Origin of the sequence: Variovorax sp. J31P207 (assembly GCF_030316965.1) — a bacterium.
Taxonomy (GTDB): Bacteria; Pseudomonadota; Gammaproteobacteria; order Burkholderiales; family Burkholderiaceae_C; genus Variovorax; species Variovorax ginsengisoli_B.
The window spans coordinates 576,822-596,535 of the sequence record NZ_JASZYN010000003.1 but is presented as its reverse complement, the minus strand read 5'-3'; the positions used below and the strand labels follow the sequence as shown (position 1 = coordinate 596,535).

Genomic DNA, 19,714 nt, shown 5'->3' with positions numbered 1-19,714 from the left:
CTTCAAGGCTTGGTGTTGTCAGACGGATTCGAACAGGTCACGGACCACGCCGCGCGCGCCCCGGCCGAACTTGTTGTAGCGCCCCGTCATCGCCTCGCGCAGCACGGGCACAGCCCGCGACCACCTGGAGGCCGGCAGCGCGGCACGAAAGCGCTGATGCTCCAGCTTGCTGCGCACTTTCTCGAGGGTGCCGCGCTCGACCTTGTCGCCGATCGTCTGCAGCCGCGCGAGCAGGAGTTCCGCCTTGACCGCCCGTTCGACGTGGGTGCTGCCACGCGAACCCAGTGCCTTGCGCACCTTCGCCAGCAGAGAGTCGCGGCGAGCTCCGATCTGGTTGGCCTCGTGCTGGCGATAGTCGATCAGGGGCACCTCGAGCACGTCCACACCAGCGACCGCGGCGGCAATGATCCCCAGCCACTCGTCATGCAGCCACTCGACCGGAAACGGCAACGCGAAGTCCAGCAGGGACCGTCGAAACACGGTGGTTGCTCCGGTCACCAGATTGCGACGCAGGTACACGTCGAACGCCGCGCCGGAATGGATGCGGTCCAGCTCATTGCGCTTGACCTCGAGGGCATGGAAAAGCGAGCCGCGCAAGGGCGCGCCCCGTGAGTCCACGAGGCATGCATCGGTGTGGAGCAGGGCCAGGTCGGGCCGTTGCGCGAAGCGGGCCGCCATCTGCGCCAGCCGCTCCTGATGCCATACGTCATCCTGGTCGGACAATGCGATCAGTTTCCCCCGGCAGGCGCGCACGGCCTGCTCGAAATTCCTGGTCACGCGCAACGCCGGGGAGTTTCGGAGTACGCGGAACTCGATCGACAGGCCTGGCCGCTCATCGAGACACTCCCTGTGCGCAGCGGCCGCCAGCTCGATGCAGCCGTCGACCGATGCGTCATCCGACAGGACGATTTCGCTGGGCGGCAGGGTCTGCAGGCAGATGCTGCGTACTTGCTCGCGAACGAAACGCGCACCGTTGTGAGTGCACAGGGCGACGGAAATGGCGGCCTCGGCCTCGGCCTCGGCGCTCGGTCGAGCCTCCGGGATTGTTGTCATGTTGCTTGCGTCCGATGCGCGCTCGGTGCGCGCGGCGGCCAAGCGTAGCCGAAGTTCTCGACCTCCAGGGTGAGGTTGGGGTTGTACGCCGGGTCTCTCGACAGCAGGTCTCCCCAGCGACTCTTCATGTGCGCTTCCTCGCTCTCGAAACGCGCACGCTGCGCCGGCGAGAGGTCGGATGGCCGCGTAGCCGATTCATGATGAAACAGCTCGGCATAGGGCGTCCAGATGTTGCGATACCCCGCCTCGCGCAAGCGAAGGCAGAAGTCGACATCGTTGTAGGCGACCTTCAGATTGCGCTCATCCAGACCGCCAACCTGTTCATAGAGTTCCTTGCGCACCACCAGGCAGGCGGCCGTCACGACCGAGAACGATTGCATCACTGCAGCGCGCCCGAAGTAGCCGTGGGCGCCCGCGGGCAGGTGCCGGTGAGCATGGTCGGCGACCTTGCCGCGATACCCCAGCACGACGCCACCATGCTGCAAGGTCATGTTCGGATACCAGAGCCTGGCCCCGACCGCACCGACGCCGGGCTGCCAGGCAATGCTGACCATTTCCGAGAGCCAGTCCGATGAAATGACCTCGACGTCGTTGTTGATCAGACCGACGATTTGCCCGGTCGCGACAGCGACGGCCTGATTGTTGAGTGCCGAATAATTGAAGTCGCGGTCGTCGCGCAGTACCCGCACGCCGGCCCGCCCGGCAACTTCCCGAAAGTAGTCCAGTGCGCCGACATCGTCCGAGCCATTGTCGACAAGGATGATCTCGTAATTGGGATAGCTCGTCTTGTCGAGGATGCTCTCGATGCACTGGCGTACCAACTGCAATGCGTTGCGCGTAGGGATGATCAACGACACACGGGGCGGATCGGCCGGGAGTTCATACCGCACCCGATAGCCGCCATCGGCGAGTTCGGCGCGTGCACGCACGCCCGTACGGCTCAAGTGCGCCTGCAACGCTCGCTCACCGCCGGCGGGCGCGTAGTCCCGGCCATCAGTCGCGTGGGCGTCGAATCCCGCCACGACATGCCTGTGATAGAGAATTTCGGGCACGTGGCCAACCTGGCTGCCGTCCAGCACTTCGACGCAGCGCAAGACCAGGTCGTAGACGGCCGTCGCATCTGCCTCTGAACCCCAACCACCCGCTGCCTCGACCAGATTCGCCTCGATCGCGCACAGGCGGGAAACATAGTCTTGAGAATAGAGCAGATCGACGTTCCAGTCCGGCTTGAAGTAGCCGGCCGACCTTTGGCCCTCGTCGTCGATGCGATCCTCGTCGGAGTAGATCAGTCGAGCATCGGGCGCGAGATCGATTTCCTCGGCGATCCGGAACAGCGCAACAGGGCTCAGCACGTCACGGAGATCGAATGGAATCATCCAATCGGCGCCGTCAACCCTCGACGCAGCGGGACCACTGCCGTCCACATGGATGCGCGGATCTATCGCGGCAATCGCCCGCACCGCGTCCAGCAACTCTTGAGGCAGCGCGTCATGGGCGACGATCCGCAACTGCCAGGAGGGATAGCACTGCGCCCGCACGGAGTCGATGGCGCGCGCTGCGATCCGAGCGGGCGGCGCTTCGTCGCAATTCACGACCAGTCCGAACACGGGTTGGGCCCTGAATTGCCCCATTCGGCGCGTCATGCGGGACCGGCCCATATCGTCGATCGGCTGATCGTAGCGGCGCACCCACTCACCGTACTGGAGCTGATCGGCGCGGGACGGATCCGCCATCAGAGGCGGGCCGTCTGCGCGCACCAGCACGTGGGCCGACCGAAAAAGACCTTGAACGCCAGATCGACGGAAGATCTGCCAGGCTCGGCGGGTGGCCCCGCCGACACCGCCGCCCTTGAGGATGGCATCGGAGACGAGGCGCTTGATGCGCTGCACCCGACCCGCGCAGGCGACAAAAAATGAGGACATCGATGCAAGAACGAATGAAGTGCGCTTGACGAGCGAGGACGTGGAACTCCAGGCAACCGCCACCAGTGAGCCACCGGGCCGAATCGGTTCGGACTGGCGCAGCGGATCGCGCATCAAACGACAATCCAAATCGCGCTCGATTCTACAAGCCTCCGCCCCCGGGCCTTCGAGCGTCTTGCGAACACTTATTCGGCGTTCCGCAGGATTCAATGGTCGATGACTGCTGTCGAGGCTTCATAAACGAAATTTCCTCCACCCCGCCGATCCAATTGGGCGGGTGCTCCAATTGCAGCGACGCTCTCTTTCGGTTCGCGAATTCCCATGACTCTCTTTTTCTCGGCAGAACCGAGACGACAAACAAATCCCTGGTTGATGTACTGCATCTGGAATCCGGAAAGCGGGGACGGCGCCGGCCGTCGCGACGCACGTGCCGAAGGAGCGCTCGACCGACATCGACGGCATCGACCGCCGGCCGCATTGGCGGTTTCCGGCCACGCATGCACCCCGACGGATCGCTTCTCAAGCGGGGCCGGAGGCCTGGCAAGGGTCGGCGGTAAACTTGGCGGGTTTCAGGACACACAAGGGGCAGTCATGGGGGTTCTTTCGGTTGTGCTTTCGGGAGGCGCCGGGTCCAGGTTGTGGCCGGTGTCGCGCAGTACGCTGCCCAAGCCTTTCCTGAAACTTGGCGGCGCCACGCTGCTGCAGCAGGCCATCGAGCGCGGCCAGGCCTGCGGCACGGGCGACCTCCTGGTCGTGACGAGCAAGGACCATCTCTTCCTGACGAAGGACGTGCTGCGCCAAATGGCCGACCCGCCCGAGACCACCTTCATGCTGGAGCCCAAGGGCCGCAACACCGGCCCCGCGATCGCGATCGCAGCCCTGCAATGCCAGCGGCAGTTCGGCGGAAGCACGGCGATGCTCGTCCTTTCCGCGGATCACCTCGTGCCGGATGTCGAGGCTTTCGTCGCCAGCGCGAGCGAGGCCATCCGGCTCGCAGAGACGGGAGCGCTGGTCGTGTTCGGAGTGAATCCGACCGGCCCGGATACCGGATTCGGCTACATCGAAGTCAAGCACGTATCGCGCGACAGCCAGCGCGTGGAACGCTTTGTCGAGAAGCCTGATCTCGAGACTGCTCAGCAATACCTCGCCACGGGCCGCTACTACTGGAACAGCGGCATGTTCTGTTTCACGGCCGACAGCATGATCGCCGCGTTGGAAGCGCATGCGCCGCAGGTCCTGAAGGCAGCCCGCCACGCGCTCGACTCCAGCAAGGCCGAAGGCCAGATGGTCAACTTCGATCTGCACGCCTTTGGCCTCCAGCCCGACATCAGCATCGACTACGCGGTCATGGAGCACTCGCGCAACGTTCACGTCGTTCCCGCGAAGTTCGGCTGGAGCGACGTGGGCTCCTGGCCAGCCGTCGCCAAGGCGCATCCGTCGGACGCCAGCGGCAACACCATGCCCGCGAATGTCGTGGCGATGGACACTACCGGGACCCATGTCCACGTGGACAGCCACGGCCCCAAGCTGGTCGCAACCCTGGGCGTGCACGATCTCGTGATCGTCGACACGCCCGACGCCCTGCTCGTCGCCCACAAGGACAGCGCCCAGAAGGTGAAGACCATCGTCGAGGCGCTCAAGGTGCGCAAGCACGAGACGGTCGACCTCCCGGCCGTGGTGCATCGCCCTTGGGGCACCTACGCCTCGCTGAAGGAGGAAGAGGGCTACAAGGTCAAGCGCATCACCGTCAAGCCCGGGGAGGCGCTTTCACTCCAGTACCACCATCAGCGCGCGGAGCACTGGGTGGTGGTGCAAGGCACGGCCCTGGTCCAGGTCGGCGATGCCGAACACGAAACGCTGCCGGGCCAGTACCGCTACATACCATTGAAGGAGAAACACCGTTTGACCAATGTCGGCAAGGATGAGTTGGTGCTCATCGAAGTCCAGTGCGGCGATTATCTTGGCGAGGACGACATCGTTCGCCTGGCAGACACCTACGGGCGCGCATGACACGCGCAGTCTCCAATCTGCACCGCAGCGCCTGGGCCGACTGGTGGGAAGGCACGCGCCGCACGGACATCTGGTGGACTCTGGCCTGGTTCGACATCGTCCTTCGCTACCGCCGATCGATGCTCGGGCCCCTGTGGCTCACGCTCAGCATGGGCGCCATGATCGGCGGCATGGGCCCGTTGTACAGCTCGCTGTTCGGCACGGAGCTGTCCAAGTTCTTTCCGCACCTGGCGCTCGGCATCATCTTCTGGAGCTTCTTCGCCAGCATGGTGACTGACGCTTGCAACGCCTTCGTGAGCTCGTCCAACTACCTCAAACAGGGGTATTTCCCGATCAGCTTGTTCGTCTGGCGCAGCATGGCCCGCAACCTGATCCAGTTTGCGCATCACATCGTCCTCTACGTACCGGTCGCCATCTGGGCCGGGATCACGCCGTCCTGGTCGATGCTCATGGTGGTGCCGGCGATGCTGGTGGCTCTCGTGAACGCGCACGCGCTGGGCCTCCTGCTGGGCCTGGTGTGCACACGTTTTCGCGATGTGACCCAGATCGTGACCAGCGTCATGCAGATGCTGATGTTCCTGACGCCGGTGTTCTGGCTCCCGTCGAGCCTGCCTGGACGTGCGCAGTACATCTTGTGGAATCCCTTCGCACAGATGCTGGACCTGCTTCGCACGCCCCTCATGGGGGGCGTCGCGGAATCCCACAATTGGTATGGCATCCTCATCTGGACAGCCATGACTCTGATCGCATCCAGCGTGCTGTTCAACAAGTACCGCAGACGCGTCGTCTATTGGCTCTAAGCATGGCTCTCATTTCCCTCAAGGACGTCTCGGTCAACTTCCCGATCTACGGTGCCGGTGCGGCGTCGTTCAAGAAGACGCTCGCCGCGTCGGTGACTGGCGGGCGCTTCGGCAAGGAAACCGGCGTCGCAGTGGTGCAGGCGCTCAGCAACATCACCCTGGAACTCAAGAGCGGCGACCGCCTCGGGCTCGTCGGACACAATGGAGCCGGCAAGTCGACGCTGCTGCGCACGCTCGCAGGCGTCTACGAACCATCTTCCGGCGAGTTCGTGCGACAGGGCTCGATTGCAAGCCTGATCGATCCATCCCTCGGCATCGAGCCCGATGCCACCGGCGTGGAGAACATCATGCTGCGCGGCCTCGTCATGGGCATGAGCAAGCGCATGGTCGATGACTTGACCCAGGACATCTGCGAGTTCAGCGGACTGGGCGACTATGTCAACATGCCCGTGCGAACCTACTCGACCGGCATGATGATGCGGCTGGCGTTTGCGATTTCCACCAGTGTGGAAGCCGACATCTTGCTGATGGACGAGTGGCTGTCGGTGGGCGACGCCGAGTTCACGGAAAAGGCCGAGAAGCGCATGCGCGACGTCGTCGCCAAGTCCGGCATTCTTGTTCTTGCGTCGCACTCGCCCGACCTGATCGCCAAGGAATGCAACCGGGTGATTCACCTGGAGCATGGACGCATCGTGGGCTAGCGCCTTGGAGCCACCGGCTGCGTTCCTGGCGCCCCGTGGCTCGAGCCACCCCAACCTCTTAGAATTGCGTCCCGCGCAGATTCGACGGAGTTCGGCACTCGACATTGAATTCGACGCCGCGGCCGAAACATACACCATAGGATTTCCATGAAAAAACGTGCAGTCGTTACCGGCATTACCGGCCAAGATGGGGCCTATCTGGCCGAGTTGCTGTTGAGCAAAGGCTACGTCGTCTATGGCACTTTTCGGCGCACCAGCTCGGTGAACTTCTGGCGCATCGAGGAGCTCGGCATTCAGAACAATCCCGACCTGCACCTGGTCGAACACGACCTGACCGACCTCGGAAGCTCGTTGACGCTGATCAAGAACGCCGCACCTCACGAGGTCTACAACCTGGCGGCGCAGAGCTTCGTCGGCGTGAGTTTCAACCAGCCGGAGGCGACCGCGCAGATCACGGGCATGGGCGCACTGCATCTGCTGGAGGCCATCCGGAACGTGGATCCCTCGATTCGCTTCTACCAGGCATCCACGTCGGAGATGTTCGGCAAGGTGCAGGCCATTCCTCAAAACGAGGATACGCCGTTCTATCCGCGCAGCCCCTACGGCGTAGCCAAGCTGTTTGCGCATTGGATGACCATCAACTACCGCGAGAGCTACGGCATATTCGGCTGCAGCGGCATCCTGTTCAATCACGAGAGCCCGTTGCGCGGCCGTGAATTCGTCACCCGCAAGATCACCGACAGCGTGGCCAAGATCAAGCTCGGCAAGCTCGAGGTGCTCGAGCTCGGCAACCTCGGCGCAAAGCGCGACTGGGGCTACGCCAAGGAATATGTCGAGGGCATGTGGCGCATGCTGCAGGCCGACGAACCGGACAGCTACGTGTTGGCGACCAACCGGACCGTCACGGTTCGCGACTTCGTCTCGATGGCCTTCAAGGCTGCCGGCTATGACTTGCGCTTCGAGGGCACGGAGCAGCACGAGGTCGGCATCGACACCCAGTCCGGCAAGACACTCGTGCGCGTCAATCCGAAATACTATCGCCCGGCCGAAGTCGACCTCTTGATCGGCAATCCGGCCCGGGCCAAGGAAAAGCTGGGCTGGGAGCCCAAGACGACGCTGGAAGAACTGTGCACGATGATGGTCGAGGCGGACCTGAAGCACAACATCAACGGGCAGTCGTTCTAGAGGCGCGAGGCGACTGAACCGCTGCACCGCAGCACCACCCCCGCTTCAGTCCCCCCGCAAGTCGAGCCTGCGCGTCCACGCAGGCTCGGAATCGGCGTCGCGCTGCGACGCAGCTTGGTAGTTTCCGAATCGATCATGATCTTCCGGCGTCTGGTACGACCGATCACGAAGCCGTTCATTCGGCTTTTCGCGCGCTATTTCGTACTTCGGTCCGAACACGAAGCCGTCTCCACGTCTCTCGGCCATTCGGTCGCCCGACTCGAAGAACTGACGATCGCGCAGGCCCGTCAGGCTGACGCGGCGATCGCACGTAGCAGCCAGCTGGACCAGTCGATCGCGCAGGTCCGACAGCACGCAGAGGCATCGATCGCACAACTCGTTCGGGACATCGCTTCCAGCAGGGAGCAGATTTCGGACTTGAGGACGGCCTGCGAGAAGTCCTTGTCCACGCTCGACAATCGAACAGGAGACCTGGAGCGCACGACAGCGTTCGATCGGCAAGCCATCCACGACCTCGGCCGCAGGATCTTCAGTTCACCGCCGAGCGAGGTCACGGGACCGGCCAGTGTCGGAGTGATCGTGCCCTCGTGTGATCGGCCATTGACGCTGGAGCGCGCGCTGTCATCTCTTGCGATCCAGACCCGGAAGCCGAACAAGGTGGTTGTGATCAACGACGGACGGGAGGATGTGACCCAGGTCGTCGAACGCTTTGCCAGCAGCCTGAATGTCGCAACCCTGAAGACGGCAACGCCGCGCAGTGGATCCTCGATCGCGCGGAACATGGCGCTGGACATGCTGGACACATCGCTTGTGGCATTCCTCGATGACGACAATCTGATGTGGCCTCGCTGGATCGAAGAAGCAGCCGCTTTTCTCGAAACAGACTCGACGATTGATATCGTTTATGGCGCACAATTGCGCGACGCAGAGGCCTCGACGATCAACAAGAGCTGGTTTCTTGTTCCCTTCGACTTCGAAAAGCTCAAGGAAGCCAATTTCATCGACCTGAATCAGGTCATGCATCGAGCGAGCGGCGTGCGCTTCAATCAGGATCTGAGACGCCTGGTCGATTGGGATTACACCTTGCGCTTGATCGACCATTCGCCAGATCGTATTGTTCCCGTGAATGCGATCGCTTCGATCTATTCGACTTCGGAGCCTGGTCGGATATCGGTCGTCCATTGGCCTCCCGACCTCGGTGAAATCGTCGGTCACCGCCTGCGCGGCGAGACCATGGTTCTTCCCGAAGGTAACCGTGCTTGCAGCTGCTGCGGCTACGTTGGCGAATTTTCACCCGGTCCCGGGCAGCGGCCCAAGGCGCAATGTCCTCGATGCGGATCGCTCGAGCGCCACCGCTTCCTCCAACTCCTGGCGCCCCTGCTGCGAACGCTCTGGATTCCAGAAACACGTCCCCATGCGAGGACAAGGATGATCGAAGTCGCGCCTTCGCACGCAACGCTGTCATTTCGCCGCATGTTCGGCGTCGTCACGACGGTGGGCGCGGATCCGGCCGCCGACGGCCGGATGGTGGATATCGTTGCCGCCTTGACGGAGTTGCCGTTTCCTTCGGAGTCGGCCGATGTCGCCCTTGTCTTGCGCGTTCTCGAGCACATTCCGGACGATCGCAAGGCAATGGCCGAAATCTTGCGCGTGTTGCGACCCGCCGGAATCGCGGTGCTTCAGGTTCCGCTCTCCGGACGGGAAGCAACGGATGAAGAGGTATTGGACAGTCCCGAGGAACGGAGCACACGCTATGGTCAGGCCGATCATGTCTGTCTGTACGGCGACGATTTCCTGACGCGTTTGGAGGAAGCGGGATTAACCTGCGCCGCGGTCAGCCCGCGAGAATCGATGCTTCCGGAAGCGATCGCCAAATTCGGACTGCTGCCTGATGAGGCTCTTGTCTTCGCCGTTCGATCCAGTTCCGCCTGGGCCAAGGAGCGGCTTGCGGCGTTCGAATCGATGCTTCGCAGGGGAAGTTGGGGTGTCGACGGCCGCGCGGGAGCTGACTCCACCGACGCCAGCGAGCCGGCCAACTGAAATGGTCTAAGAACATATGACGAACTCCGATTTCGATCTCGATTGGTATGTGACCACCTACCCGGATGTCTTATCCTTCGCCGCTGGGCCGCAGGAGCATTACCGCTTGTACGGAAACGCCGAGGGACGCCATCCCACGAAATCCGCCTACGAAGCTGCGCTGGGTTTCGATCGCAATTGGTATTTGACGGCGTACCCCGATGTCGCGGAAGCAGGAGGGGATCCGTTCGAGCATTATCTTTCGTATGGAAAAAAAGAGGGACGTCACTCCAACCAGTACTTTTCCTTCTTCCCCGGTCATCTGGAAGTACTGAAAAAATCATATCACTGTCCCCCCGACCCGCTCCGCGCAGAGCCTGCTGGCCAATCTTTCGACAGTGCGAAATACTGGTCCGATCGATATCGCACCGGGGGAAATTCAGGAGCAGGGTCCTACGGCAGATTGGCCCAGTTCAAAGCTGAAACAATAAATTCCTTCGTTCGCGAAAATGGAATTGACTCGGTCATCGAATTTGGCTGCGGCGATGGCGCCCAGCTTGCGCTGGCGGATTACCCCTCGTACCTCGGATTCGACGTTACGGATGCGAGCATCGAGCTATGCAAATCAAAATTCGGGCAGGACACGACCAAGAATTTTCTGAGTTCTTCCGCTTACGACTTCGAGCGTGCGGATCTCGTGCTGTCGCTTGACGTGATTTTCCATCTCATTGAAGATGAAGTTTTCCATGAGTACATGCAGAGGCTATTTGCATCAGCCGATCGCTATGTGATCATCTACTCATCGAACATGAATTCGGATTGGCCGGCGTCGCATGTCAAGCACCGGAAATTTTCCGACTGGATTGAAATCTATCATGCCGATTTCGAACGAGTCGGGTATGTTCCCAACCCTTACCCTCTCCATGGCGACCCTCAGAACGAGTCGTTCGCGGATTTCTACATCTATCGGAAGCGACCGCGCCACAAGCACTCATTGCCAGGCCAACTCCTGGTTTCGGTCACCAGCTACCCGAAACGCTTTAATACCCTTGAGCTGACACTGCGCCGCATCCTGCAGCAGAGCGTGCAGGCCGACGAGACGATCTTGTGGGTGGCGCAGGAGGACAGGGACCAGATTCCGCAAGGCGTCCTGGCTTTGCAGCGAAGTGGCTTGTCCATTCGCGTCACCGAGGATCTTCGTTCTTACAAGAAGATCATTCCCGCGCTAAAGGCCAGTCCCGCCAGCTTCATCCTCACCCTGGACGATGACACTGCCTACCCCCTCGATGTCATCGAGCCGCTGGTCGCCAACTACCGGCGCTCCGACGAAATACTCTGCCGCCGTGCTCATCGGGTCGCCTTCGACGAGAACGGCGAAGTGCTTCCCTACAAGCGCTGGCAATTCCAAACCGAGGTCGAGGAATCTTCGCCCAATCTGTTTCCTACCGGCGTGGGCGGCATTCTCTACCCGCCTGGTTCTCTTCACCCCGATGTGCTGGATCAGGCGACGTTCACGGCGTTGGCGCCGCTTGCAGACGACGTCTGGCTTTATTGGATGGAATGGTTGGCGGGCAGCACGGTCCGGCGCGTAGGGCCTGCGTACCTGGTGCAGCCATGGCCTGGATGCGACGAACAGGGCCTTTGGACTTCGCATAACTCAGCCGGTGGAAATGACAAGGCAATTCTCGGGCTCGGTGCACGCTACGGCTCGCCTTTTGGCGTCGATCATGCCCTGCCGAAATTGCCTGAACTACACACCCATTCTCCGCTGAGGTCCATGTTCAAGCGATTCGCTTGGTCGATCCCGTCTGCCGCGCGAAACGAACTGACCTGCCAGTACGAGCCCTTTCAGCCGTTCTTTTTTCTGAAGCTGGTGGCCCTTGCCCGCAGCAGGATTATTTTCGACGTCGGGGCCAACATTGGGGCGTACAGCATCCTTGCAAGCCAAGTGCCGACGATCGAGACCATTCACGCATTCGAAATCGAAGAAGCGGCTTACCAGCAGCTTGAATTTAACGTCTACGCCAATCGCCTGGAAGGCAGAGTCTTGCCTCATTTTCTGGCGGTGTCGAACAAGGATGGGGAGGTGGTTTTTGGCGTGGCACGTCCGATGGCCGGAAACAATGGCGTGATCGAAACCTCTTTTCACTCGCAAGATATCTACAGCGAGCAAAGAAGAGTGCGCTGCGTCGCCCTTGACAGCCTTCTTTCGTACGCCGACGAGCAAATTGCGCTGAAGATCGATATCGAGGGACATGAACTGCAGGCGCTTCAGGGCTGCAAGCGCATTCTTTCCAATAATCGATGCATGGCCCAGGTAGAAATCTACGAGAAAGACCAGGGGATCAAGTCCTTTCTGGAGGAAATCGGCTACAAGCTGATGTTCACTGCCGGCCCGGATCACTATTTTTCGAACATCGAAGATTTCTCCGACCCCAAAATCGTTCTGAGTGCCGTTGAATCATCGCTGGCTGATCTGCTGAAGTGCAGCCTGCGCGCTTAGCATCGGTGCGCAGCACGTGGCTGCAACTATCGACCTTCGGCAAAAAGCCAGATCGCACCCCCCATCGATCGATGCAGTAGTCGTCGCTCGACCTGACTTCTTCATTGCTCAATCCTCTGAGCGTGTTGCGCCCCCTCAAACCGCCGGCGATTCATGAGTTCGCGGCGACAAAATAGCTGCGCGCCGATGACGCGCGACAATAACCAACATGACATCCACCACTGCACTCGGCACACAAACGCAAGTCCTCTTGCCGCACAACCGCGGCGACCGTGTACGAGGCGTCGCAATCGCCATTTCAGCCGCCCTGACAATTCTGGCCCTCGTTCCTTTCATGCCTCAGTTTTCGGTCGCCAATCTGGATTCGTCTTGGTCATATGCGATGAACGTTGCAGTGGGCGAAGGTCTTCAGTTCGGACGAGATCTCATTTTCACCTATGGCCCCCTCGCGTCGATTGCCACGCATCAGTACTTCCCCGCGACCGACTCAATGATGATCATTGGGTCGTTGATCATCGCCGCCGCGGTCTTCCTGGTCTTCTGGGGCGTTTGCGACAAGCAGCGAGTGCTCTGGCTTCTCGCGCTTCCAGTGCTGCTCAGCCAGTCCTACCAACTCGATCCAGTCTTCACGTGTTTCCCGCTGCTATTTCTGTTGTTCTGCGTCAAGAACCGAGCAAGTGCAGTCGCGGAGCGTTTCATCATCATGGTCGGTGCGATCGCTCTCGGTCTAATGCCGCTGATCAAAGGAAATTATACGCCAGCCGTGCTCGCTTGCACGGCTGCTGCATTACCACTTATTTGGTAAAAATCTCATCGACTAACAATAATTTCTACGGCTGCTTTTGCAGCAACGATGCTCATTGCATGGAGCACAAGCCAACAGTCGATCCTCGGTCTACCGCGCTATTTTATCTCTCAGCTTCCAATCATTTCTGGATGCTCGGATGCGATGTCGTTGGAAGGACCAACATACGAAATCGCCATCTACATAGGATGCGCGTTGGCGCTTCTTATTACCATCTGGAAAGGCCGAACAAGGACTCCTTGGTTTGTCTTGCTCGCGGCCGCCCTCGTGTTGCTCCTCAATTTCAAGGGCGCATTTGTTCGACACGCGCACATGCGATCGCGGCCGGATTTGCGCTCGCTTATCTGTGCTATTTCGTTTTTCTGTGGAACCTTCGCTGCGAACGTTTGCACTGTTGATTGTGTCGATCGCCGCTTGGGCCGTGCTTTCGGCCAACTACATCGCGGTCAACCCTCAGACATTGGTGAACCGATTTTTGAACGGTGTCGCGGAACCTATTCGAGGGATTGGAATACGTTTGACCAACAGACAAAAACTCGATGAAAAACTGTCCCAAACCAACACAGAAATCAAGTCTAAATTCCCCCTTCCACTCACCGAGGGCGCTGCCGACCTCTACTCATCCAACCTTTCCGTGTTGTTCGCCAACGGCATCCGATGGGCACCTCGCCCGATCCTTCAAAGCTATTCGGCATATACGCCGGCACTTGCTATCCTGAACAGTGATCGGCTTGTGTCGGCGGGGACGAATCGAGTATTCTTCAAGATCGAACCCATCGACTGGCGGTATCCAGCTCTGGAAGATGGAAAGACTTGGATCACGCTGCTGACAAAATATCGGGCATCGGGCGTGGCGAGCGATTATGTCGTACTCGATAAGGCAACCGACTCGAATCGAGATCAGGTCGAAGTTCCCATATCCAGCTTCATTGGGCGCTTGGGGGAGGAGTTCAATGTACCGGATGTCAGCGGGGCAGTCGTGGCAAGCATCGACATACAGCCAACGCGGCTGGGGAAGCTGGCAACGCTTGCATTCGCGCCGACGCCCCTGCGCATGGCCGTCACCTACGACAACGGAAAGCAGGCTGAATACCGATATGTCGCCGAGATGGGCAGCAGCACCTTTCTCCTGTCACCGACGGTCTCCACCAGCAAGGAGTTCATGGCAATGCAGTCTGTCGTAGCGCAAGACTATTTCTATGGGCACAAACCGACCTCTATTCGAATTTTCGATCAAGGCGAGCTCGGTTTCTTGTGGAAAAGAGATTTCAAAGTACATCTGTCCCGTGTGCGCATCGAGCCCAACGAAGCCGTCGATGCAATGCTCTTTCAACAGCCGATCAAGGTTGGCAAGTTCGGAGAGTACAAGTCTTCGCCGGATTGCTTCATTGATTACGTCAACGAAGCCGACCCCAACGGCAGGCCCATCAGCACCGATTCCGACTTGCTCCGTTTGAAGGGCTGGGCAATGATTTCGGCGAAAGAGGGGATCCAGAGCGACGGTGTCTCTATCGCTTTGGTTTCGCCAGACGGCAGTGCATTGATCTACCCGCTTGATAAATCGAACAGGGAGGACGTCGGCATCCATTTCGGCCATCCCGATGCCAAGATGGTGGGCTTCGAAGATATGTTGAACATCAGGGCAGTTGACCCGGTGACAGACGTCAGAATCGTGCAAAAAGGGCGACGAGCACTATGTCTGCGATCGGACCTACCGCATGGAGCGGCGAGCCCGCGCTCCTGGGTAACTTGTAGCCGTCCACAAGGGCACGCGCCCGCCCACCGACAACGCGTGCGAGATCGAGCAATCGCTGTCGCAGCTCTGGCGCCCCGCAGACGGCGCGCCATCACGCCTGTCGACGCTGCGCGAGCTCCGGTCTGCGCGTGTTCGCTGCTCGGTGCGATTGATACTTCCGCAGCCTAGACCAACACGCTTGCCGGCGCAGCGTCGACGTCACGCGAAGTCACCTGGGCGCGCCAATTCGGAATCGCACCCAGCACGTCCCTGTGCTTCTTCGATTTCACCTGTGTCGCGAGCCAGGTAGCATCTACAGTCGCGCAGCCTCGCGCGCGCAAGCGGTTGCTGAGCATTTGCTCATTGAGAATCGCCATTGTCTTGCTCTCGAAGAACGACAGCGTCTCGGTGGTGAGCAAGAAGCGCGAATGCCACTCTGTCCCCTGGTCGGTGCCGTCGCCGGTCAGCCATCCCAAGATATTCTGGCGATAGCCTTCCGATATGGGGGCATCGACGCGAAACGGCGCGGCAGGATCGCCGCTGAAGAATCGTTCCCTGTCCGTGACACTGACAAAGGATCCCAACATGTCGATCTCCACCGGTGGCAGGAAAACGAAAGACGTCCGAAGCCACGACTGGCACGCCTGCCCGAGCAGGGTGACCGGATCGTTGTAGTAGTCGATGTGTCCCACCGCCGCCGCACGACCGTTGACCAGCTGCAACATTTGCGTGTCGAAGCGCTCAAGATAGGCGACATAGAGTTGGCGAAAGGCCGAGGTCGCCAAATGCACGAAATCGTAGGCGTGGAGCCGCTCGCCCAGGAAAGCAACGGCGCTATCCCAGGCCGAGAATTCCCACGCGGCGTTGGAACCACCAATGAGGGTCACGCCGGCGCTCACTGGTTCCACGTGTCCCACTGGCAACGCGTTGTCGACGATTACGGTTTCATGGCCCGCGTGGGGCATCCGACGCGCAAAAAGGGCATCGATGTCGCTTGCCGCATTGGTGTACTTGGCGACCCCATGGCGCGCAAGGAGTGTGACGATCTTCATGTTCGCTCTGCCGAAAGGCCAGCCAGCTGCAACGCTTCTTCACGGGCCATCCAGCGCGAAACCTCGGCCTGCGACAGGCAAGCGTCGACGACAGCGAGCGACTCCGCCGCGCACGAGCGCCATGAGACCGGCGACTCGCCATCGCGCAGGGCTGTCGCCGATGGAATGGTGTCCACGGGAAGCTCCGCGAGGACGCGGCCCAGGGCCTCGACGAGTGAGACGGTGTCATCGAATGCCACCATGCGACCGGCCAGGCGTGAGTGCGCGGCGATCTCGCTCCACAGAGCAGACGCCCGGACGAGCACCGGACGTCCATAGGCCAGCGCCTCGACCACCGGCAGGCCGAAGCCTTCGTAGAACGAGGGGAAGACGACAGCCCGGGCGGTCGCTATCAGGCGGTGGACTTCTTCATGGGATACCTTGCCACTCGGGATGACCTTGACCCTTGGCGAGGACGACTCGCGCCCTCCCAGCACAACGACCTGCTGCAAGGGGAAAGCGTCCAGAAGAATCGCCAGCGTGCGTTCTACGTCCTTGTGGTCATAGGCATTGCCGAACAACAGCACGTGATCGGCTGGCGGCAGATCGCGGCACGCAGGCAATACATGGTCCTCCTCTGCGAAGCTCAGGTGCACCACACGCTCCTTGACGCCGCCTTCCACCGGGAATCGCTGTCGAAAGCGATCGCGCGTGAAGCCGGAGATGTAGGACAAGCCATCCGAATGGCGCGCAACGAAACGCCACACCGCCTGAAGCCCCGCTTCGGCGGGATAGAGAATGTCCCAGGCGATGGTGTCGAGCATGTTGAACACAAGCACCAGCGCATGGTGGTGCAGTTCTGCGACCCGAAACAGCGCCCACGGCTGATTGGGGACCAGCGCAGCAGCGAAGCGGCCGCTGAGCGGGCCGTGTTGGTGCTCGAACGTCGGATAGCGTTGCGAGAGGCGATGGAACTCCGCTGCCTCGGCATCGCTCTGGACGTAGATGGCCCAGGGCGTCTTCAGTCCGGACATTCCATCCAGCAGCCCCAAGATGCATTCGGATGTTCCGTTGTGCCACGGCGCCAGGCCGCGACAGTCGACGAGGAGTCGTCGCGGCGCCCCATTGGCCGGATGGGCCGCCGTCAACAGCGATTCCAGCCTGCGCTGGGGTTCCCGATCGTTCTCCTCATCGGCACGGGCATGGTCCGGATACAGCGCGATCAGGCAGGTCGCATCGTCGGCGGGAATGCTCGGGTAGGCGGCCGCCAGGTCATGCATCGGGGTGGACGTCGACGGATGCTGGGAGGGGCTTCCGACTGGAGGCAGCGCCACGACAGTGTGATTGACCACCGCATTGCGGAAGCCGCGCCGCCGCGCGCGCACCAGCCCCAAAGCGAGCGCCCCCACCACGCTGACCACTTCTTCCGAAGCCTCCCATGCGGCGATGACTTCGCGGCGCAACAGAAGGCACCCGGCGGCCAACTCAGCGGTGACGGTCACGGCGGGCAATCGGGAAAGCGCGGCACGCGAACTCCAGGCCTCCATGACGACACGCCCGGAACGCGCTGGCAGCGGGCATATCCCATCCGTCAGCGCATTGGCGAATCTGGGTTGCGCGCTGCCGAAGAGCGGATCGACCTGCAAGGCCTCGAGCAACGGCGGCATCACCTCGTTGCGCGGCAAGACGGCACCGAAGACCACCAGAAGCGGACGTCGCGCGCTCGCGGCCCGCTCGACCGCGCGGAGAAATGCCGGCACGGGCTCGCCGTCCGATACCCACTGCGCGAACTCGCTCCCAATGTTGACGCCACCGGGCAGTACCGCGCTGATCCGAGACGATGCGAGATCAAAGCCGCAGACACGGACGAGTTGAGTGACATGGTGAGCGACCAGCTTCTGGTCAGGCGCCAAGCCCGAAAGGTCAGCGAAGACGTCATAGCTCCGCACGTCCACCGGAGCATTCAAAACGGCACCGCCGTGCGCATCATTTGATTTCATCGAGAACGTCGGCAAGTTGTGAGTAAACGACCCCAGGGGACAGGGCTTTTGCGAGCGCCACGCCATGCTCGGTCAGCGTCGACGCCGAAGGTGGTGACGCGAGCAGGCGCGCCACATGCTGGGCGAAGCCATACCAGTCCGTGGCAACATTGCAGAAAGGTGCGGCCGCTTCGTCGACACCATCGACGCCTGCGGGAAAAGTGACGAGGGGCCGCAGGAAGGAGAGCGCCTCGACAGTCTTGATCTTCAGCCCGGTCCCGGCGACCATTGGGTTGATGACCACGCCGGCCTCGGTGTAGGCCGCCTCGAGGTCGTCGAGCCTTCCGAGTATGTGCACGCCGTCGGGAACGATGCCCACGGACCGTCCCACGTCACCCACGACGCGAAACTCCGCCTCCGGCACCCGGCGCCGAATGAGCGGCCACGAGAAGCGAAGAAAATCGCGCAAACCCTTGGCATTCATCGCATTGTTGGAAGCGACGAGCAAAACCACTGACGGCGCTGAAGGCGCGCGAAACGCACGATCAACCGGAAAGTCAACGCCGGCATTGATGACCTTCGGATGCGAAGTCATGCGTGCAAGATCGAGCGTTTCCTGCGGCTGGATGCCAATGACGATGTTAGCCCTGTTCAAAAGCTTCGCTTCTTCCTCCTGGCTCAACGACAGGCCGTCCGAAATGCCGAATTGGCCGACCTTGCTCGCCTTCGTCGACAAGACGTCGTGCGTGTCCACGATCTTCGGCAGCTCAGGATTCAGGACCGCAAACGACCGCGTCATGAACACATACTCAGCCAAAAGGACGTCAGGCCGATAGGCGGCATCCAGCTTGCGCAGAAGTTCGACCAAGACATCCGGGCAGAAGGTCCGCATGATGCCCAGCAAATCGCTGTCGCGCCGGGTAATCCGACCATCTTCCTTCAACAAGCTGGTGAGGTCACGCGTGCGAAATCCGTCGATCGATCGCACCATCTCCGATGCTTCAGACAGGTTGTGTCGGATCGCACCATCCCGTCCACAAACGATCAATCCGGGGTAGACCGCAGCCGCCTCGGCAATTTGGCTGTCCGTCGGCATTTCGTTGGGCAACGGGCACACCACGAGGAGCACGTCATGACCACGATGTGCCAGCCAGCTCAGCATTCTATGAATGCGATATTCGTTGCCGGCGCGAGGCGGATAGGGCAGCACGTGCCCAACGCAAAGAACTCGCGTACCGGAGCCGCGGGGCAGCGAGGTCACCCCCCGACGACCTTCCTCGCCGATCAAAACGATCTTGGACGTCGTCAAGACCGGAAGCGATTGGAGTGCCGGCGCCGCGGGGCCCGCTCCGCCCGGGGGCGGGCCCGCGCGCAAGCGCCGCTGTGTCAGGAGTCGCCATCCGACCCGCGCCACACGGGCTGCACCAGCGCGCAGACGCGGGTGCCTTGACACGAAGTCGCGCAACCGGGCCGTCACCTGGGGATGGCGCGCCACGAAGAGGCGCAACGGAGCAGTCAAGCGCCAACTATGGGAGCTCAAGGTGGCATGCAGTTGCTGGCGTAGGTCCCGAAGGTCGGCGCGCAGCCGATCGACATCACCTTGCTGCACCAGGAGAGCCTCGTAGGTGACCATCAATCCCGCCAGTCGCTGCTCCAGTTCGTCCTCCCGGCCGGGTTCGGTTCGCCGGGGAGCTGCCACCCATCGCCCCTCCTCGACTCGCAACGCCTCCCGCACCTTCACTAGACTTTCCTGTGCGACAGCGAGTGCTTCCTGGAGAGGCAGGCCAGGCACATCGCACGACCGGCCCACCTGCGCCAGAATTCGGCCTTTGCGTGCGAGGTTGTTGTCCGACGATTGTTCCTGGTCGGTGCCAAGTTCGTCGCCCTTCGATTTGTCGTTCATCCCTCAACCTTATTTCATCGTCTGATCTCGATCGGGCAGCGCCCTGTTCGCCTGTTTGCCGCCCCACT

Annotated in this window: 14 protein-coding genes; 8 read left to right on the top strand and 6 right to left on the bottom strand. The window is 61.0% G+C overall.

All coding sequences use genetic code 11. The features are described from left to right. Positions 1–18 precede the first annotated feature (18 nt). From QTI68_RS14120 to QTI68_RS14110, 3 genes are all read right to left on the bottom strand, one after another. Positions 19–1,053, bottom strand: coding sequence for a glycosyltransferase family 2 protein (locus QTI68_RS14120; protein WP_286522154.1), 1,035 nt, complete (start codon positions 1,051–1,053; stop codon positions 19–21). Further along, positions 1,050–3,089 (bottom strand): glycosyltransferase family 2 protein, encoded by a 2,040-nt coding sequence (locus QTI68_RS14115; RefSeq protein ID WP_286522152.1) that lies wholly within the window; start codon positions 3,087–3,089, stop codon positions 1,050–1,052. Before QTI68_RS14115 ends, QTI68_RS14120 begins: the two co-directional genes overlap by 4 nt. Before the next feature lie 92 nt (positions 3,090–3,181). Next, positions 3,182–3,358 carry a hypothetical protein gene (locus tag QTI68_RS14110; RefSeq protein ID WP_286522151.1) on the bottom strand — a complete coding sequence of 59 codons (177 nt, stop codon included), beginning with the start codon at positions 3,356–3,358 and terminating at the stop codon, positions 3,182–3,184. Positions 3,359–3,566: 208 nt separating this feature from the next. Between QTI68_RS14110 and QTI68_RS14105 the strand changes: the two genes are divergently transcribed. From QTI68_RS14105 to QTI68_RS14070, 8 genes are all read left to right on the top strand, one after another. Next, positions 3,567–4,985: a mannose-1-phosphate guanylyltransferase/mannose-6-phosphate isomerase gene (locus tag QTI68_RS14105; RefSeq protein WP_286522283.1), complete on the top strand. Its 1,419-nt coding sequence runs from the start codon at positions 3,567–3,569 to the stop codon at positions 4,983–4,985. After that, positions 4,982–5,785: an ABC transporter permease gene (locus QTI68_RS14100; protein WP_286522149.1), complete on the top strand. Its 804-nt coding sequence runs from the start codon at positions 4,982–4,984 to the stop codon at positions 5,783–5,785. Before QTI68_RS14105 ends, QTI68_RS14100 begins: the two co-directional genes overlap by 4 nt. A gap of 2 nt (positions 5,786–5,787) precedes the next feature. Beyond that, the gene (locus QTI68_RS14095; protein ID WP_286522148.1) at positions 5,788–6,486 is read left to right on the top strand and encodes an ABC transporter ATP-binding protein; all 699 of its coding nucleotides are present in this window, start codon (positions 5,788–5,790) and stop codon (positions 6,484–6,486) included. A gap of 147 nt (positions 6,487–6,633) precedes the next feature. Further along, positions 6,634–7,671, top strand: coding sequence for a GDP-mannose 4,6-dehydratase (gene gmd, locus QTI68_RS14090; RefSeq protein WP_286522146.1), 1,038 nt, complete (start codon positions 6,634–6,636; stop codon positions 7,669–7,671). A 135-nt stretch (positions 7,672–7,806) separates the two neighbouring features. Continuing rightward, positions 7,807–9,711 carry a glycosyltransferase gene (locus QTI68_RS14085; protein ID WP_286522144.1) on the top strand — a complete coding sequence of 635 codons (1,905 nt, stop codon included), beginning with the start codon at positions 7,807–7,809 and terminating at the stop codon, positions 9,709–9,711. 16 nt (positions 9,712–9,727) lie between these two features. Beyond that, positions 9,728–12,193, top strand: coding sequence for an FkbM family methyltransferase (locus QTI68_RS14080; RefSeq protein ID WP_286522142.1), 2,466 nt, complete (start codon positions 9,728–9,730; stop codon positions 12,191–12,193). A 208-nt stretch (positions 12,194–12,401) separates the two neighbouring features. Next, positions 12,402–12,998, top strand: a complete 597-nt coding sequence (locus tag QTI68_RS14075; RefSeq protein ID WP_286522139.1) for a hypothetical protein — start codon at positions 12,402–12,404, stop codon at positions 12,996–12,998. Between the two features lie 394 nt (positions 12,999–13,392). Beyond that, positions 13,393–14,922 carry a hypothetical protein gene (locus tag QTI68_RS14070; protein ID WP_286522137.1) on the top strand — a complete coding sequence of 510 codons (1,530 nt, stop codon included), beginning with the start codon at positions 13,393–13,395 and terminating at the stop codon, positions 14,920–14,922. Here the strand turns inward: QTI68_RS14070 and QTI68_RS14065 are convergent. Genes QTI68_RS14065 through QTI68_RS14055 form a run of 3 tightly spaced genes read right to left on the bottom strand, consistent with a single transcriptional unit; the run spans position 14,919 to position 19,646 of the window. Then, the gene (locus QTI68_RS14065) at positions 14,919–15,785 is read right to left on the bottom strand and encodes a hypothetical protein (RefSeq protein WP_286522135.1); all 867 of its coding nucleotides are present in this window, start codon (positions 15,783–15,785) and stop codon (positions 14,919–14,921) included. The genes QTI68_RS14070 and QTI68_RS14065 overlap by 4 nt on opposite strands. Further along, a complete protein-coding gene (locus QTI68_RS14060) occupies positions 15,782–17,764 on the bottom strand; it encodes a glycosyltransferase (protein ID WP_286522134.1) in 1,983 nt (660 codons plus the stop codon). Before QTI68_RS14060 ends, QTI68_RS14065 begins: the two co-directional genes overlap by 4 nt. Further along, complete coding sequence (locus tag QTI68_RS14055; RefSeq protein ID WP_286522132.1) at positions 17,751–19,646, bottom strand: glycosyltransferase; 1,896 nt, start codon at positions 19,644–19,646, stop codon at positions 17,751–17,753. The genes QTI68_RS14060 and QTI68_RS14055 overlap by 14 nt, the downstream gene beginning before the upstream one ends. Positions 19,647–19,714 lie beyond the last annotated feature (68 nt).

Bases quoted from the DNA above. Each gene is read 5' to 3' on its own strand.
- QTI68_RS14065 (WP_286522135.1), bottom strand. From the start codon at position 15,785: ATGAAGATCGTCACACTCCTTGCGCGCCATGGGGTCGCCAAGTACACC.
- QTI68_RS14120 (WP_286522154.1), bottom strand. From the start codon at position 1,053: ATGACAACAATCCCGGAGGCTCGACCGAGCGCCGAGGCCGAGGCCGAG.
- QTI68_RS14075 (WP_286522139.1), top strand. From the start codon at position 12,402: ATGACATCCACCACTGCACTCGGCACACAAACGCAAGTCCTCTTGCCG.
- QTI68_RS14105 (WP_286522283.1), top strand. From the start codon at position 3,567: ATGGGGGTTCTTTCGGTTGTGCTTTCGGGAGGCGCCGGGTCCAGGTTG.
- gmd (WP_286522146.1), top strand. From the start codon at position 6,634: ATGAAAAAACGTGCAGTCGTTACCGGCATTACCGGCCAAGATGGGGCC.
- QTI68_RS14055 (WP_286522132.1), bottom strand. From the start codon at position 19,646: ATGAACGACAAATCGAAGGGCGACGAACTTGGCACCGACCAGGAACAA.
- QTI68_RS14095 (WP_286522148.1), top strand. From the start codon at position 5,788: ATGGCTCTCATTTCCCTCAAGGACGTCTCGGTCAACTTCCCGATCTAC.
- QTI68_RS14080 (WP_286522142.1), top strand. From the start codon at position 9,728: ATGACGAACTCCGATTTCGATCTCGATTGGTATGTGACCACCTACCCG.
- QTI68_RS14100 (WP_286522149.1), top strand. From the start codon at position 4,982: ATGACACGCGCAGTCTCCAATCTGCACCGCAGCGCCTGGGCCGACTGG.
- QTI68_RS14060 (WP_286522134.1), bottom strand. From the start codon at position 17,764: ATGAAATCAAATGATGCGCACGGCGGTGCCGTTTTGAATGCTCCGGTG.
- QTI68_RS14110 (WP_286522151.1), bottom strand. From the start codon at position 3,358: ATGCAGTACATCAACCAGGGATTTGTTTGTCGTCTCGGTTCTGCCGAG.
- QTI68_RS14115 (WP_286522152.1), bottom strand. From the start codon at position 3,089: ATGCGCGATCCGCTGCGCCAGTCCGAACCGATTCGGCCCGGTGGCTCA.
- QTI68_RS14085 (WP_286522144.1), top strand. From the start codon at position 7,807: ATGATCTTCCGGCGTCTGGTACGACCGATCACGAAGCCGTTCATTCGG.